Source organism: Limnohabitans sp. 103DPR2 (genome assembly GCF_001412575.1).
Taxonomy (GTDB): domain Bacteria; phylum Pseudomonadota; class Gammaproteobacteria; order Burkholderiales; family Burkholderiaceae_C; genus Limnohabitans_A.
Genome location: NZ_CP011834.1, coordinates 1,449,868 through 1,467,009, shown reverse-complemented (window position 1 = coordinate 1,467,009; position 17,142 = coordinate 1,449,868). Strand labels below are relative to the sequence as shown.

At 54.5% G+C, this 17,142-nt stretch carries 9 protein-coding genes; 5 read left to right on the top strand and 4 right to left on the bottom strand.

The window, feature by feature from the left end:
* Positions 1–13: 13 nt before the first annotated feature.
* Positions 14–1,465, bottom strand: a complete 1,452-nt coding sequence (locus tag L103DPR2_RS07175) for a circularly permuted type 2 ATP-grasp protein (protein WP_055360401.1) — start codon at positions 1,463–1,465, stop codon at positions 14–16.
* Between the two features lie 64 nt (positions 1,466–1,529).
* The gene (locus L103DPR2_RS07170) at positions 1,530–4,073 is read right to left on the bottom strand and encodes a DNA internalization-related competence protein ComEC/Rec2 (protein ID WP_082466749.1); all 2,544 of its coding nucleotides are present in this window, start codon (positions 4,071–4,073) and stop codon (positions 1,530–1,532) included.
* A 101-nt stretch (positions 4,074–4,174) separates the two neighbouring features.
* Here L103DPR2_RS07170 and L103DPR2_RS07165 point away from each other — a divergent pair, with 101 nt between their 5' ends.
* The 5 genes from L103DPR2_RS07165 (at position 4,175) to L103DPR2_RS07145 (ending at position 12,608) form a co-directional block, all read left to right on the top strand.
* Complete coding sequence (locus tag L103DPR2_RS07165) at positions 4,175–7,603, top strand: transglutaminase family protein (RefSeq protein ID WP_055360399.1); 3,429 nt, start codon at positions 4,175–4,177, stop codon at positions 7,601–7,603.
* A gap of 18 nt (positions 7,604–7,621) precedes the next feature.
* Complete coding sequence (locus L103DPR2_RS07160; RefSeq protein ID WP_231717701.1) at positions 7,622–10,264, top strand: circularly permuted type 2 ATP-grasp protein; 2,643 nt, start codon at positions 7,622–7,624, stop codon at positions 10,262–10,264.
* A 10-nt stretch (positions 10,265–10,274) separates the two neighbouring features.
* On the top strand, positions 10,275–11,198 hold the full coding sequence (locus L103DPR2_RS07155; protein WP_055360398.1) for a transglutaminase family protein: 924 nt from the start codon (positions 10,275–10,277) through the stop codon (positions 11,196–11,198).
* Between the two features lie 21 nt (positions 11,199–11,219).
* Complete coding sequence (locus L103DPR2_RS07150; RefSeq protein WP_055360397.1) at positions 11,220–11,675, top strand: RidA family protein; 456 nt, start codon at positions 11,220–11,222, stop codon at positions 11,673–11,675.
* A 243-nt stretch (positions 11,676–11,918) separates the two neighbouring features.
* On the top strand, positions 11,919–12,608 hold the full coding sequence (locus tag L103DPR2_RS07145; protein WP_055360396.1) for a response regulator transcription factor: 690 nt from the start codon (positions 11,919–11,921) through the stop codon (positions 12,606–12,608).
* Between the two features lie 69 nt (positions 12,609–12,677).
* On the opposite strand, the gene parC is transcribed toward L103DPR2_RS07145, so the two are convergent.
* Positions 12,678–15,047, bottom strand: a complete 2,370-nt coding sequence (gene parC / locus L103DPR2_RS07140) for a DNA topoisomerase IV subunit A (RefSeq protein WP_055360395.1) — start codon at positions 15,045–15,047, stop codon at positions 12,678–12,680.
* Positions 15,048–15,049: 2 nt separating this feature from the next.
* Complete coding sequence (locus L103DPR2_RS07135; protein WP_055361917.1) at positions 15,050–17,032, bottom strand: DNA topoisomerase IV subunit B; 1,983 nt, start codon at positions 17,030–17,032, stop codon at positions 15,050–15,052.
* Positions 17,033–17,142 lie beyond the last annotated feature (110 nt).

Below are 17,142 nucleotides of genomic sequence, written 5' to 3'. Positions count from 1 at the left end.
AGTCAATTGCAGCTCAAGCTTGCAAAATCCAAGTGTCTTTGGTGCCACCGCCCTGCGATGAATTGACCACCAAAGAGCCTTCTTTCAAAGCCACACGGGTTAAGCCGCCTGGCACCATTTGAACGGTGCGACCACTGAGCACAAAAGGTCGCAAATCAATGTGACGAGGTGCCACACCGCTTTCAACATAGGTGGGGCAACTCGACAAACTCAAGGTCGGTTGCGCAATGTAGCCAGATGGATTGGCGATCAACGCGGCCCGAAAATCTTCTATTTCTGCATGGGTAGATGCGGGCCCTACAAGCATGCCATACCCGCCTGCACCGTGCACCTCTTTGACCACCAAGTCTTTCAAGTTGGCCAAGGTATAGGCCAAGTCATCTGGCTTGCGGCACATGAAAGTGGGCACGTTGTTCAGAATTGGCTTCTCACCCAAATAAAACTCAATCATTTGCGGCACATACGGGTAGATGGATTTGTCATCGGCCACGCCTGTGCCCACGGCATTGCAGATGGCCACATTGCCTGCGCGGTAGGCGTCCATCAAACCGGCGCAACCCAAAGTTGAAGTGGGCCTGAACACTTTGGGATCGAGGAAGTCATCGTCGACACGTCGGTAAATGACATCGACACGCTTGGGTCCCCGGGTGGTTCGCATGTACACAAACTGGTCTTTGACAAACAAGTCTTGACCCTCAACCAACTCCACACCCATTTGCTGCGCCAAGAAAGCGTGCTCAAAATAGGCGCTGTTGTACATGCCTGGCGTTAACACCACCACGGTAGGTTCTGCAGAGGAGGCAGGGCTTGAGGCACGCAAGGTTTCTAGCAACAAATCGGGGTAATGGGCCACAGGTGCCACGCGGTGGCGGCTGAACAATTCGGGAAACAAACGCATCATCATCTTGCGGTCTTCCAGCATGTAACTCACACCGCTGGGCACGCGCAGGTTATCTTCCAAAACGTAATACTCGCCCTCCCCTTGTGCATTGGGTGCACGCACTATGTCAATGCCGCTGATGTGGGAGTAAATTTGGTGCGGCACATCCACGCCCATCATCTCGGGACGGAATTGCGCGTTGTTCAAGATTTGATCGGCTGGAATGATGCCCGCTTTGATGATTTCTTGGTCGTGATAGACATCGTGAATGAAGCGATTGAGGGCCGTGACGCGTTGCACCAAGCCCTTTTCCATGCTTTGCCACTCATGGGCGGGAATGATGCGCGGAATCAGGTCAAAGGGAATGAGTCGCTCAGTGCCAGAGCCACTTTCGTCTTTGTCACCATAGACGGCAAAGGTGATGCCCACCCGGCGAAAGATCATTTCGGCCTCTTCGCGCCGCGCCAGCATCGTGCTGCTGCTCTGCCCCGACAACCAATCGGCATAAGCCTTGTAATGGGCCCTGACAGGACTGCCCGGCTGCGTGGCCGTGGCCTGACTGTACATCTCATCAAATCGCTGCATCTGACTTCACTCCTGTTTTCTGAAAAGCAAGATGCATACCCGCACCCTCTCACCAAACGGCCGCTTAAGGCGCCTTGAAGTGCCAATAGCGACGTTTGAGGTTTCGCTCACAGTCTAGCGCTTGTGGCGTTTGGCTTTGCCAATGGGCAGCACCGCAAACTGGTGACATGGCCAAAGGCACCCCCAACTGGGCATACCGCGCGACCACTTGAGGCGACGGATGGCCATAGCGGTTGCGATAGCCCGCCTGCACCACGGCCCATTTCGGCATGAGTTGCTGCACAAAATCAAAGCCTGAGGAAGTTAGGCTGCCGTGGTGTGGCACCAGCAAAAAATCCACCGCTTGAAGGGCATGCGCCTGTAACAAAGCCTGCTCTTGTGGCGCCTCGATGTCGCCTACCAACAATGCACTGGCGGTCCGTGCATCATGCCCATTTTGCGAAAGGTCACCTTGACTTGCATCAATCCTCAACACACAACTGAGGCCGTTGGAGGTTTTGTTCAAGGCGTAGTCGGCCAGTGCAGGATGCAAGACCTCAAATCGAACCCCATCCCATGTCCACTTTTGTCCCGCATGGCACCGATTCACTTCACGCAATTGCGACAAAGGGTGGCCCGCCTCCAATGAAGTCCACAAATCAGCATGGGGATGAGATGCCAACACAGCAGACGCTCCGCCTGTGTGATCACTGTCGCGGTGGCTCAGCATCAAACGGTCTAAGTCAACCCCCATTCGTGACATGAATGGCACCAACACACGCTGTCCCGCATCCGCATCAGCTCCCCAAGTGGGCCCAGTGTCGTAAAGCAAAGCATGGTGCGCCGTTCTGAGCAACACTGCATTGCCTTGACCAATGTCCAGCGCCCACAAATCAAACTGACCCCAAACGGGCTTGGGTACTTGCCACAAGCCAATGGGCAAAAGCCACAAAACACCCCAACACCGCAAAGCCCAGGGCCATTGTTGAAAACAGATCAAGGCACCCAGGATGGCCAACAGCGTCAGTCCCATCGGTGCTTGTGCAAAGTGCCATACACCAGAGGGCCATTGCGACAACCATGTCAAACCCCACATCAAGGGCTCAAATGCCCCAGCCGCCACATGCCACAAAGGATGCCAGACCCATCCCGCCAAAGCCAGAGGCGTCACGCACAAAGTCACCCAAGGAATGGCCATCAAATTGGCCAGCATCCCTGAAACCGACAACTGACCAAAAAACAAAATTGACAAGGGTGCCAATGCAACGGTCACCACCCACTGCTCGCGAACAAGCGACTTGAAGTAAGTGAACAGGCCAATACCCAACATGAGGCGAAATTCTTTAAATGGCCCAGGCTGCACCATTTTGGCGTCCTGAGTCTCCAAATTGGTGCGCTGCGAAGCTGCAACGGGGTCAGCCAGGATCAAGGCGCCCACCGCCACAAAACTCAACCAAAAACTCGCTTGCAACAAGGCCCAGGGATCCCAAACGCTCACCACCCACAAGGCCAAAGCCCAGCTGCCATACCAAGGCCAACGCACACCTTGCCAACGCAGAACGGACAAGACGAACAGCATCAAAATGGTCCTTTGTGCGGGCAAACCCCAACCACAAAAAATGGCATAACTCAAAGCCACAAGCAAGCCGCCCACCGATGCGGCAAGAGGTGCCGGTAAACGCAGACACAGCACACTTCCCCGTCGCGCAGAAGATCGCCAACCCCAGGCCAACAAGACAGACGCAAGCCAAGCCAGCATGGTGATGTGCAAGCCAGAAATGCTCATCAAATGCGCCACTCCCGTCGCTCTGAAAATCTGCCAATCGCTTGACGCAATATCGGCTTGATCACCCATCACCAAGGCGGCAATCACGCCTGCTGAGGACTTGGCGCCAAGCTCGCTGGCCTGCAGTGTTGAATGAATTTGTGCACGCACTTGTTGACGCCATCGGTCCACCGGGTAACGCCAGGAACTGCTGAGCTTGTTGGGGGGCCTTTGCCCCTTGCCCGCATGAACACTGCCTGTCGCCATGATGCCCAATTCCCACAAACGTAACTCTTCGTCAAAACCACCCGGATTGAGACTGCCATGGGGCAACTTCAGCCGAACCTGAAACTGCCATTGATCACCTGCTTGTAGGCTCTGCCACAGCGGCAAGTCCATGCTGCTGGGCGCATCCCAATCGGACCAATTGAACTCAATGAAAGTTGGGACCTTGACCGCATCACCTGATGAGGCCAGGCTTGCGCGCAGCACCCGCCCGCGAAACAGAACACCCTTCTCACCCATCCGCGGCAATGACGTCACTTCCACCAAGGCATGCAAGTCTTGCCCCTCTAATCGGGGGTTCAATGCCTCTTGCATTTGCAACGCACAACGTGCATTGACCAGGGCGCAGGCCAGCAAGGCAATGGCACCCCAAACAGCCAAACGGTGTGTCGCCCAAGGCACGAATTTTTGAATAACATGCGCTTGACAGCGATCAAACCAATAGGCCCCTGCAAGCACCAGTAAAGCGCTTGCAACGCCGGTCAAAGTCCATGCAACAGGCCACACACTCTCTTGCTGCAGTTGAAGTCTTGTACCCAAGAGCCAAGCCCCAACCCAACCCGGCATCCATCGCCACATGTTTGAACCTTTCCGCTAGGCCCAGGATGGCGCGGCTTTTGCTAGTTTAGACAGCCCGAGCTGCTCTTTCGATGCAGCCGCTGTTGCGCTTACTTGCATTTATGTCCATTCACGTCGCACTGCACCACGTCACACACTACCGTTACGACCGGCCCGTTCAGTTGGGCCCTCAAGTCATACGCCTGCGACCCGCGCCTCACAGCCGAAGCCACATCTTGTCTTACAGCCTCAAGATTGAACCCGAAGCGCACTTCATCAACTGGCAGCAAGACCCCTTCTCCAATTACCAAGCCCGCTTGGTCTTTCCCCAAAAAACCACCGAATTCAAAGTGACCGTCGACTTGGTCACGGAAATGGCGGTCTTCAACCCGTTTGACTTTTTCTTAGAACCTAGCGCTGAGTATGTGCCCTTGACGTATTCACCCGCTTTGAAGGAAGAGCTCACAAGTTATTTGGAAAAACTGCCAAGCACACAGCTGTTCAAAAATTACCTTGGAAACATCGACAAGAATCGTCAAAAAACGATCGATTTTTTGGTGCAAATCAACCAGCAGGTCTACCAGGACATCAATTACCTGATCCGAATGGAACCAGGGGTTCAGACACCCGAAGAAACTTTGAAGCTGAAGAGTGGCTCTTGCCGTGACTCTGCTTGGTTGCTGGTTCAGTTGTTACGCCACATGGGTTTGGCTGCTCGCTTTGTCTCGGGCTATTTGATCCAACTCACACCCGATGTGAAATCACTGGACGGTCCCAGCGGTACGGAAGTTGATTTCACCGATTTGCATGCTTGGTGCGAGGTGTACTTGCCCGGTGCAGGTTGGATTGGTTTGGACCCCACATCAGGCTTGCTTGCAGGTGAAGGTCACATTCCATTGGCATGTACACCTCAACCTTCTAGTGCAGCGCCCATCGAGGGTTTGATGGACGAAGCAGAAGTTGAGTTCAGCCACGAGATGAAGATCACGCGGATTTACGAATCCCCTCGCGTGACCAAACCTTATACCGAAGAACAATGGGCAGATGTGCTGGCCCTGGGCGAACAAGTCGATCAAAAATTATTGACCGGTGATGTGCGACTGACCATGGGCGGCGAGCCCACCTTCGTGGCCACAGAAAACCGCGACGCAGCTGAATGGAACACTGACGCGCTTGGCCCAACCAAGCGGGGTTTGGCCACAGAGTTGGTTCACAAATTGAGGCAGCAATACGGACAAGGTGGTTTTCTGCACTTTGGTCAAGGCAAGTGGTATCCCGGCGAGCAACTGCCGCGCTGGGCCCTCAGCATCTATTGGCGCGCAGATGGCCAGCCTTGTTGGCAAGACCCTTCTTTGTTTGCAGATGAGCGCATTGCGCATCACTACACCACACAAGATGCTCACAGCTTCATTGCCGCTTTGGCCACCGAGCTAGGCGTCTCTAAGGGCCACATCATCCCTGGATTTGAAGACACCTGGTACTACCTCTGGCGCGAGCGTCGACTGCCAGTCAACGTCGACCCTTTCGATTCTCGGTTGGACGATGAGCTGGAACGCGCTAGACTGCACCGCGTTTTTTCGCAAGGACTCGACCGCGAAGTGGGCTACCTTTTGCCTTTACAAGCACGAGACCCCAGCGCCGATTCTGAATCGACCACTGCGTGGCAAAGCGGCCCTTGGTTTGTGCGTGACGAGCGCCTCTACCTGATGCCAGGTGACTCAGCCATGGGCTGGCGGCTGCCCCTGGATTCCTTGCCTTGGTCGGCGCCAACAGACCGAACCGTGTTGATCGACCAAGATCCCTATGCACCGCGTGGTCCTTTAGCGCATGGGCAAGTCGTCAACAATGCAAATGCCAAGTCAACGCACGCACCCATCCTCCAGCAACAACATCACTCGACATCGCGCGCAGCTTCAATCGCAGACAAGGCGCCTGCACGATTCACTTCAGACAAGCAAAGCGTGCGAACAGCTTTGTGCGTGGAGATTCGCGATCCACGCCGCGCAAACGGTCCTGTGGCATTGAAAGATGCCAAAACGGATGCCGATGCTCAAGGGGTGATGTATGTTTTCATGCCGCCCCTTGCGCGACTTGAAGATTATTTGAACCTGCTCAGTGCCATCGAAAAAACCGCACAGCAACTTCAAATGAAGATTGTGTTGGAAGGCTACCCTGCGCCGCGTGATCCGCGTTTGAAGTTGTTGCAAGTGACGCCCGACCCTGGCGTGATCGAGGTCAACATCCACCCTGCCAGCAGCTGGAAAGAAGTGGTAGAACACACCGAGTTCCTTTACCAAGCGGCTTTTGAAACACGCCTGAGTGCTGAGAAATTCATGACGGATGGCAGGCACACCGGCACGGGGGGTGGCAATCACGTGGTGATGGGTGGCGCCACCCCGCAAGACAGCCCCTTCTTGCGTCGCCCTGAAGTGCTGGCCAGCCTGTTACTGTATTGGCACAACCATCCTAGCCTCAGCTACTTGTTCAGCGGCATGTTCATTGGCCCCACCAGCCAAGCACCCCGCGTGGACGAAGCGCGCAACGATCAAGTTTATGAACTTGAGATTGCCTTGCGAGAAATTGCACGCAACCGCCAAATCCACGGCCAAAGCATGCCGCCATGGTTGGTTGACCGCAGCCTGCGCAACATTTTGGTCGACATGACAGGCAACACCCACCGCAGTGAGTTTTGCATCGACAAGATGTACTCACCCGACTCGGCCACCGGCCGTTTGGGCTTGCTTGAATTGCGTGCCTTTGAAATGCCACCGCACGCACGCATGAGCGTGGTTCAGCAATTGTTGCTGCGTGCTTTGGTGGCACGATTTTGGGACGAATCCTACACAGCACCCGTCACGCGCTGGGGCACCACTTTGCACGACCGCTTCATGTTGCCGACCTTCGTCAAAATGGATTTTGATGACGTGCTCACAGAACTAGGAGATGCCGGTTTTCATTTCGATCCCGCCTGGTTTGCACCGCACTTTGAATTTAGATTTCCAAGGGTGGGCGAGTTTTGCATCGATGCCATTCAAGTCACGCTGCGCAACGCGCTGGAACCCTGGCACGTCATGGGCGAGGAAAGCACCTCGAGCGGTACCGCTCGGTATGTCGACTCTTCTTTAGAGCGATTGGAAGTGCATGTCACTGGCCTCAACCCCAGCCGATACACCGTCACGGTCAATGGGCAAGCCTTGCCTTTACAAGCCACCGGAACGGCGGGCGAATTTGTGGCCAGTGTGCGCTACAAAGCCTGGAACCCACCCTCCTCGCTGCATCCCAGCATTGGCGTGCATGCACCGCTCACGTTGGATGTGCTGGACACTTGGATGAAGCGCTCGATCGGTGGCGCGCAATACCACGTGGCGCATCCAGGCGGTCGCAATTACGACACGCTGCCTGTCAATGCCTTCGAGGCTGAAAGCCGCCGATTGGCCCGATTTTTCAGAATGGGCCACACACCAGGTCGCATGGCCATGCCGCCCGCCAACATTGAATTGGCGGCCAGTCCAGAATTTCCGTTCACATTGGACCTGCGCCGGGTCAGATGAGGTGACAATTGACGCATTGTGGAATTTAACAACAACATTTTTTCTGCCAACACCCAAGGCGCGCAAGCCCCTGTCGATTCAGCGGCCATGGTGCAAGCCATCGTCAGAGACATCGATGTGGCCCCCACGGGGCATTGGGATGAGATGCGTGGTGGCGTCAGCAAAGTGTCCGACGTTCCCAAGCACTTGTCTGCGGCCAAGCAAACAGCCAATGCGGCTTGGACAGAATTTTTATCGCACCTAGGTTCTGAAGGCATTCAAAGTTTGCCTGCGCGCCACGACGCCATGATGCGGCAAGTTCGCGACAACGGCATGACTTACAACGTCTATGCCAATGCCGACCAACCTCAGCGGCCTTGGTCCCTGGATTTGCTGCCGCTACTTTTGACGGCGCAAGATTGGTCTCAAATTGAAACGGGTGTGGTCCAGCGCATGCGCCTGCTTGAGGGCATCATGTCCGATGTTTATGGCATGCAGCATCTCTTGAAACAAGGTGCCATTCCGTATGCCTTGGTCCAAGGCCATTCGGGCTATTTGCATGCCATGCAAGGCAGCTCACCTGTGGGCGGAAGGCATTTGAATTTGGCAGCCTTTGATCTGGTCAAAGGGCCAGATGGTTGCTGGTGGTTGTTGTCCCAAAGAACGCAAGCGCCCTCTGGTTTGGGCTATTTGCTGGAAAACCGCCAAATCATTTCCAACCAGTTTTCGCGCGCCTTCGAAGCCATGCCTGTGCGTGCATTGGCAGAGTCCTATCGGTCCTTTGTCAATGCGCTGAAGCTGCGAACCAGTGCTGGCATGCAGGCTCACATTGCTTTGCTGACACCGGGCCCTTACAACGAAACTTATTTTGAGCAAGCCTATTTGGCACGCTACTTGGGTCTCTCCTTGGTGCAAGGCAACGACCTGCTGGTGCGAGACGAAAAGCTGTATTTGAAAACCCTCGAGGGGCTTCAACCCGTACACGGCTTGCTTAAACGTGTCGACGATGACTGGCTCGACCCCTTAGAACTTCGCGCAGAGTCCACATTGGGCGTACCAGGCTTGTTGCAAGCCGTTCGTGCGGGCAATGTCTTGGTGGCCAACACACCAGGTTCTGGTTTCCTAGAGTCCAATGCGCTGCTGGGTTTTCTGCCCAAGCTCTCGCAAACGCTCTTGCAAGAAGAGTTGCTGTTGCCCGCCATTCCCAGTTGGTGGTGCGGCGAACAAGCCGCCATGCAAGATGTCTTGCCGCGACTTCAAGAATGCGTCATCAAACCGACTTACCCCTACACCCCAGGTCGCACCAGTTTTGAGCCTGTGATGGGCCATCGACTCGATTGGCGAGCTTTAGAAGCATGGCAAGCGCGCATTCAAGAGAATCCCGAAGCGCACACTGTGCAAAGTTTCCTTCCGCTGTCGCACACCCCCACCTTTGCCAACTTGCGCTCGATGCCGTCACGTCCGGTCATCTTGCGCGTTTTTGTATTGGCCAATGAAGAAGGCGGTTGGCAAGTCTTGCCAGGCGGCCTGGCGCGATTGGGCACTCAAAACGGCATTGCTTCAATGCAGCAAGGTGGTAGCAGCGCCGACGTTTGGGTCTTGGCCCCAGATGCTTCGACGAAGGCCTCATCCCCCGCTGAACAAACCAAGCCTTCTGCCCAGGACGCTGTGTTTGTTGCCAGTTCACAGCGCCATCGTTTGGTGACGAGTCGCGCTGCAGAAAATTTATTTTGGATGGGACGCTACTCTGAGCGAACTGAGAACACCTTGCGCTTGTCCAAACTGGCCCTCAACACCTTGAACAGCGAAGCACAGCACAGCCCTCAATTGTTAGATTGGCTCACTCAGCTTTGCGTCGTACATGGATTGGTGAACCCTGGCGTTGTGCAAGCTCAGCAGTCGAAGCGTGTGTTTGAACGTGCACTGATTGCAGGTTTTTGGGACACCCAAAACACCACGGGTGTGGGATACAACTTGCGCGCCATCAAACTGGCAGCCGCCGCAGTGCGAGAGCGTTTGTCGCCTGAGCATTGGACCTTGATTGAACAAACTGAAAATGCATTTTTTCAACCACAAGAAAACGATGCACCTGTGGCGACCAGCGTCTGGGCACAACAACTCTTAGCACGCACCAGCCAATTGATGGCTGCACTCACGGGCGCACAAACCGATCGCATGTCACGCGACGATGGTTGGCGCCTGCTGTCAATTGGCCGTCACATTGAGCGTTTAGATTTTTTGGCGCATGCCCTCGCCACAGCCATTGAAACAGGTTGCCTGCAAAGCCAAGCAGGCTTTGATGCGGTGTTGGCTTTGTTTGACAGCACCATCAGCTTTCATGCGCAATACCAGCAAAGTCGAACTTTGGGTGCCATGCTCGAGCTGTTGCTGACGCACACTGACAATCCAAGAGCCTTGGGTTGGGTGGCGCAAACATTGCGCGGTCGATTGGCCAAAATGGGTCACCTTGCCAACGGCGCCACCGAAGAGATGTCGCACAAAATCCCTGTGCTATCGGAAGTCGATTTCTCATCACTTTCAACAGATGGCCTGCATCCCAGCCCAGAACTTCTGGTGCTGCTCAGCCATTGCCGGCAAACAGCGCGAAGTGTTTCGGATCAGCTGAACAGTTTATTTTTCTCACACAGTGATGATGCACAACGTAGCGTTGGCGCAAGTTAAGACATTGCTTATGAAACTTCGCATCACGCACGAAACACACTACAGCTACAGCCCCATGGTGGTCACGGCGCAGCATGTGGCGCATCTCGAGCCCGTCAACACGCCTTGCCAAACTTGCCTCACGCATTCTTTCAGCACCTTGCCTGTCTCGCCAAAGCTCAGGCGTCAACCCGATGCATTTGGTAACCACCGCTGCTATTTGTCACTGCCCGTCGCTCACAACACTTTGCAGGTTCATGCGCAATCCACGCTGGAAACCTATCCCTTGCCCCTTTCACAAGCGAAAGCTTTGCAAGACCACGCTGAGACGCTCAATTGGGAGCAAGCCCAAGGGGTCTACCAATACAGAGCGGGTCAAGCCAGCGACGACGCCACCCCATTTGCTTATGCATCTCACCATGCCCCCATCGATCAGGCATTCAAACGCTATGCGCTCAGTAGCTTCACCCCTCGTCGACCCTTGATTGAAGCTGTCCGTGATTTGATGCAACGCATCCACACCGAATTCAAGTACGAATCCTTGAGCACCGACATCAGCACCCCTGCATTGACGGTGCTGGCCAACAAACGAGGCGTTTGCCAAGACTTTGCACACGTCATGCTGGCTTGTTTGCGCAGCATGGGCTTGGCGGCCAGGTATGTCAGCGGGTATTTGTTGACGGAACCCCCACCAGGTCAAGCTCGGCTGATTGGCAGTGATGCTTCACACGCCTGGGTTTCCTTGCGTGTGCCCCAGTTGAACGCATTAACGGGCTCAGAATCTTGGTACGATTTCGATCCCACCAACAATCGAGAAGGCTGGTGCAGTCCGGGCGAAGACTATGTGCGTCTGGCTGTTGGCCGAGATTTTGCCGACGTCTCGCCTTTGCGTGGTGTCTTACAAGGTGGCACGAACCACACATTGCAAGTCAGTGTCACTGTGGAGCCTATTTAATTTTTTGAAACTGAGATCAACATGTCCGTCTACAAACGCCTCGAAGCACTTCACATCACCTTGCCGCCAGTTGCAACGCCTGCAGCGGCCTACGTGCCCTTTGTCAAAACGGGCAATTTGGTGTTCCTCAGTGGCCACATTTCCAAAAAAGAGGGCCAAGTTTGGGCCGGCCAGCTTGGCAAGAACATTCAAACGGAAGAAGGCAAACTGGCCGCGCGCGCAGTGGCCATTGATTTGATGGGCACCCTGCAGGCAGCTGTAGGCGATCTCAATCAGGTCAAACGCATTGTCAAAGTGATGAGCCTGGTCAATTCCACGGCCGACTTCACCGAGCAACATCTGGTCACCAATGGTTGCAGCGAATTGTTAGGCCAAGTGTTTGGCGATGCTGGCATTCATGCGCGCAGTGCCTTTGGTGTGGCGCAATTGCCCATGGGCGCTTGCGTCGAAATTGAATTGATTGCCGAAATCGTTTAAATCATGTGGTTTGAAGTGCGAATCGTCACTTCAAACCACATATTCAACAAATTCACCACATTGTCTATCTATGCAAGTTGCTGGAAAGGCAATGTAAAAATTGAAGCCTTGAGAGGAGAAATGTCGATTTTCTGTAAATAAGAGTATCTTTTATTTAATTTATTACTTACAAGGTGCACATAAATGTATACAAAAAGAATTAGGATGAGTTCTTAAGTAAACATTTAAACAAGGAAATCTGTCATGAAACCACTCTGCGTCAGCTTCGTTGAACAAGATCACCACTTGGCCGAACAGGTGCTGGCGCACCTGAGCAGCACGGGCATGCAGGGCATTCACTGCAAGCACCCCGACGAGCTGAATCAACAAAATGTTCAAGGCACGTGCGATGTGGTGATCTTGGATGCGGTTACCTTGGGCGAACAAAGTTTGACCCTGGCGGCGCAATTGGCCAAACACCCAGAGCTTCGCGTCATCATGGTGGCGCCAGCCTCTCAGCCTGAAGAAAGAATTGCGGCCATTGCGGCAGGCGCCGATGTTTGCATCAGCAAACCCTTCAACACCATTGAGTTAATCGCCATCGTGCAACGTTTGGCCGCCCGACTCCCTCGAACCGTCAAAACAGGTTGGACCATTGACCCCGTCAGAGCGTTGTTAACAGGCCCTGCCAACAATGCCATTGACCTAACGGCCATGGAAACGGTGCTGCTCACCCAATTGGCCATGGCCCCCGAACAAGCGTTGCGCAGCGATGCCCTTGAAAAGGCCATCTGGGGTCTTTCAGATTTTTACAACAACAAGCGATTGCAAGTGTGTGTGTCGCGCTTGCGAAAAAAATTAACGCATCGCCATGGGCCCGAAGAGCTTCTGGCCACCTGCTGGCGTTCCACCTACCAATTTGTACCGCGCATGCATTTCGCGCCTAAGCATTGATGCCCCGCCTTCCCAAAAAACAAGGCACCTCGAAAGGTGCCTTGCAGAGACCACGCGGTGAACGGATGCTTATTCCACGCGTGAGATTTGTGTGGGCTTAAAACCCAGATCAGCAGCTTTTCCTTTGCGCGCACGGGCTGCACGCGCATTGTTCAAGCTGCGAATTTCCAAAGTCTCTTCGCGGTCTTTGCCACCACGGCCAATGCCCGTCAGCTTCACACTGCGGGTGTAAGCCGCTGCACCGGCCAAGGTGTCTTTGGCTTCAAGGTCCAACAACATCAAACCACGTCCGCCCTTCTCCATCAACTTGAGTTCGCTGATTTCAAATGTGAGAATACGGCCGCCTGTTGAAGCACAAGCAACATGTGTGGCTGCCGGCATCGGCGACGCACCTGCAGCCGGCGTGGCACTGGAGCCCGAAACATGTGAAGGCGCGCATACCAATTCGCCCTCTCCGACTGTGATGAATGATTTACCGCCTTTTTGGCGCGAGATCATGTTTTCCACGGTGGCCATGAAGCCATACCCACCCGAACTGGACAGCAACAAAGTGGCGTTGGCAGGACCTGCAAAGAAATGCGCCACTTGCGTCCCCGCCTCCAGTTCAATCAGGGTGGTGATGGGCTGACCATCGCCTCGCGCGCCTGGCAATGACGCCACGGGCACAGAGTAAACGCGACCACTGCCTTTTTGGGCGGTCCCAAATGCCAGCAAGGTATCAACCGTGCGACATTCAAAGGTGCCATACAAACCGTCGCCTGACTTGAATGCAAAACTGCTTGCGTCGTGACCATGGCCTTGGCGTGCACGCACCCAGCCTTTTTGTGACACCACCACCGTGACAGGTTCGTCCACCACTTTGACTTCAGCCACAGCCTTCTTTTCTTCTTGAATGAGGGTGCGACGTGGATCGGCGAATGTCTTGGCGTCTTGTTCAATTTCCTTGACCATCAAGCGTTTGAGCGTTGCTGGATTGGCCAATATTTCTTCAAGCTGAGTTTGCTCTGTGCGCAATTCCTTGAGCTCTTGCTCAATCTTGATGCCTTCCAAACGGGCCAATTGGCGCAGGCGAATTTCAAGAATGTCTTCGGCTTGGCGTTCGCTCAGTTTGAAGCGGTCCATCAAGGATTGCTTGGGCTCATCGCTTTGGCGAATGATGGCAATCACCTCGTCGATGTTGAGCAACACCAACTGACGGCCTTCCAAAATGTGAATGCGGTCCATCACCTTGCCCAAGCGATGCTCAGAGCGGCGCACAATGGTTTGCTGACGGAATGTGATCCATTCCGAAATCATTTGACGCAATGACTTTTGCACGGGCTTGCCATCAATGCCAACCGAAGTCATGTTGATGGGTGACGAGGTCTCCAAGCTGGTGTGCGCCAGCAAAGATGTGATCAATTCTTGCTGTTCAATGCGGCTGGTCTTGGGCTCAAACACCAAGCGCACTGCAGCATCTTTGCTGGACTCATCGCGCACCACATCGAGCACTGACAAGATGCTGGCCTTGAGTTGCATTTGGTCTGCACTCAGGGCTTTCTTGCCCGCCTTCACTTTGGGGTTGGTGAGCTCTTCAATTTCTTCCAGCACTTTTTGCGAGCTGACACCAATGGGCAACTCAGTGACCACCAATTGCCATTGGCCGCGCGCCATGTCTTCAATCTTCCAACGCGCGCGCACCTTGAGAGAACCACGACCGGTGCGATACGCATCCGCAATGTCAGAGGCTGGGCTGATGATTTGACCGCCGCCTGGAAAGTCGGGACCAGGAATCAGTGCGAACAATTCCTCGTCCGTCAATTTGGGCGACTTGATGAGGGCCACGCAAGCATCGGCCACCTCGCGCAAGTTGTGGCTTGGGATTTCGGTGGCCAAACCCACCGCAATGCCACTGGCACCGTTCATCAACACAAAAGGCAAACGCGCTGGCAGTTGGCGCGGCTCTTCAGTTGAGCCATCGTAATTGGGAATGAAATCGACCGTGCCTTGGTCAATTTCATCCAACAGCAAAGTGGTGATTTTGGAAAGTCGCGCTTCTGTGTAACGCATGGCCGCTGCGCCATCACCGTCGCGGCTACCGAAGTTGCCTTGACCATCAATCAGCGGATATCGCTGGCTGAAATCTTGAGCCATGCGCACCAGTGCATCGTAGGCGGCTTGGTCACCGTGAGGGTGAAAACGACCCAGCACATCGCCCACCACACGCGCACTTTTGACGGGCTTGGCACCTGTCGCACCAGAGAAGCCCAAACCCATGCGGGACATGGAATAGAGAATGCGTCGCTGTACTGGTTTTTGGCCATCGCACACATCGGGCAATGCGCGGCCTTTGACCACGCTCAATGCATATTCAAGGTAGGCGCGTTGTGCGTAAGTGGCCAAATTCAGCGAGTCATCGGACTCGCTGTTTTGAAGGTCTAAAGTGGGTTGATCGTTCATGATTAAATGTCCACCTCAATGGCATCGCCATGCAATTCCATGAGTTCACGACGAGCGGCGGCCTCGCCTTTGCCCATCAGTTGTGTGATCAAACTTTCTGTTTGTGCAAAATCCAAATTACCCAGTTGCACGGGCAACAAACGGCGCGTGTCGGGGTTGAGCGTGGTTTCCCACAACTGCTCGGCACTCATCTCGCCCAAGCCCTTGAATCGGCTGATGCTCCATGCGCCTTCGCGCACGCCATCTTTGCGCAGTTTATCGAGCATGCTTTGCAACTCAGCTTCATCCAATGCGTACATTTTGGCAGCTGGTTTCTTGCCGCGTGCTGGTGCATCCACACGGAACAGTGGCGGACGCGCGACAAACACATTGCCGGTTTCGATCAACTTGGGGAAATGACGGAAGAACAAGGTCAGCAACAAGACTTGGATGTGAGAACCATCCACATCGGCATCACTCAAGATGCAAATCTTGCCGTAACGCAAACCCGACAAATCGGGTGAGTCGTTAGGGCCATGCGGATCAACGCCAATGGCCACCGAAATGTCGTGAATTTCGTTGTTGGCAAACAGGCGATCGCGATCAACTTCCCACGTGTTGAGCACTTTGCCGCGCAGCGGCAAAATGGCTTGGCATTCTTTGTCGCGACCCATCTTGGCGCTGCCACCTGCAGAGTCGCCCTCGACCAAGAACACTTCGTTGTGCGCAATGTCTTTGCTTTCGCAATCGGTCAGTTTGCCTGGCAACACTGCCACGCCAGAGCTCTTGCGCTTCTCAACTTTTTGACCTGCCTTCTGGCGATGCTGCGCCGCCTTGATGGCCAGCTCGGCCAATTTTTTGCCGTACTCTACGTGCTCATTGAGCCACAGCTCCATGGTGGGTCTCACGAAACTGGACACCAATCGCACGGCATCGCGCGAGTTCAAACGCTCTTTGATTTGTCCTTGGAATTGGGGATCGAGCACTTTGGCCGACAGCACAAAACTGGCACGTGCAAACACGTCTTCGGGCATGAGTTTCACGCCCTTGGGCAACAAGCTGTGCAGTTCAATGAAGCTCTTCACCGCCGTGAACAAGCCATCACGCAGGCCACTGTCGTGCGTGCCACCGGCACTGGTGGGAATCAGGTTGACATAACTCTCACGCACAGGTTGACCGTCTTCGGTGAAGGCCACCGCCCAACTGGCACCCTCGCCTTCAGCAAAGCTGTCGTTGTTGCCATCGGCAAAACCTTCACCTTCGAACAAAGGAATGACCGGGTCTCCGGTGAGTGTTTGCATGAGGTAATCACGCAGGCCCGCTTTGTATTGCCAAGTTTGGGTGTCCTTGGTTTTTTCGTTCAGCAACGTGACCGTGACGCCAGGCATGAGCACCGCTTTGCTGCGCAGCAAATGCGTGAGCTCGGCCATGGGCAAGGCACTGGATTCGAAATACTTGGCGTCGGGCCACACGCGCACCGTGGTGCCCTGTTTGCGATCGCCCTCGACTGCTTTGCGAGTCACCAAGGCTTCGACCACATCGCCGCCAGAAAACGCCAGCGTGGCCACTTGGCCTTCGCGGTAGCTGGTGGCTTCCAGGCGTTTGGCCAAGGCGTTGGTAACACTCACACCCACGCCATGCAAACCACCCGAAAAGCTGTAGGCGCCGCCCTTGCCTTTGTCAAACTTGCCGCCTGCATGCAAGCGCGTGAACACCAACTCAATGACGGGGGCTTTTTCTTCAGGGTGCAAACCAAATGGAATGCCACGACCGTCGTCTTCGATGCTGACCGAGCCGTCGGTGTGCAACACCACTTTGATCTTTTTTCCGTGACCCGCCAGCGCCTCGTCGGCCGCGTTGTCGAGCACTTCTTGAATGATGTGCAAGGGGTTGTCGGTGCGGGTGTACATGCCCGGACGTTGTTTGACAGGCTCTAAGCCTTTCAAGACTCGAATGGAGCCTTCGCCGTATTCGGGAGATGAATTGGAAGAGGTAGTAGTAGCCATGGGCGCAGATTGTAGTGTGAAATCAAACAAAATACTGGATAAATTCACAGTCCCAGCCAACCCCAGGACATACAGGAACATTCAGGCATCATGGCGGCAGTTGATAGAAA

What these genes read in the sequence shown, in the direction of transcription:
- parC (WP_055360395.1), bottom strand. Translation starts at nt 15,047, where the DNA reads ATGAACGATCAACCCACTTTAGACCTTCAAAACAGCGAGTCCGATGAC.
- L103DPR2_RS07135 (WP_055361917.1), bottom strand. Translation starts at nt 17,032, where the DNA reads ATGGCTACTACTACCTCTTCCAATTCATCTCCCGAATACGGCGAAGGC.
- L103DPR2_RS07150 (WP_055360397.1), top strand. Translation starts at nt 11,220, where the DNA reads ATGTCCGTCTACAAACGCCTCGAAGCACTTCACATCACCTTGCCGCCA.
- L103DPR2_RS07145 (WP_055360396.1), top strand. Translation starts at nt 11,919, where the DNA reads ATGAAACCACTCTGCGTCAGCTTCGTTGAACAAGATCACCACTTGGCC.
- L103DPR2_RS07155 (WP_055360398.1), top strand. Translation starts at nt 10,275, where the DNA reads ATGAAACTTCGCATCACGCACGAAACACACTACAGCTACAGCCCCATG.
- L103DPR2_RS07170 (WP_082466749.1), bottom strand. Translation starts at nt 4,073, where the DNA reads ATGTGGCGATGGATGCCGGGTTGGGTTGGGGCTTGGCTCTTGGGTACA.
- L103DPR2_RS07165 (WP_055360399.1), top strand. Translation starts at nt 4,175, where the DNA reads ATGTCCATTCACGTCGCACTGCACCACGTCACACACTACCGTTACGAC.
- L103DPR2_RS07175 (WP_055360401.1), bottom strand. Translation starts at nt 1,465, where the DNA reads ATGCAGCGATTTGATGAGATGTACAGTCAGGCCACGGCCACGCAGCCG.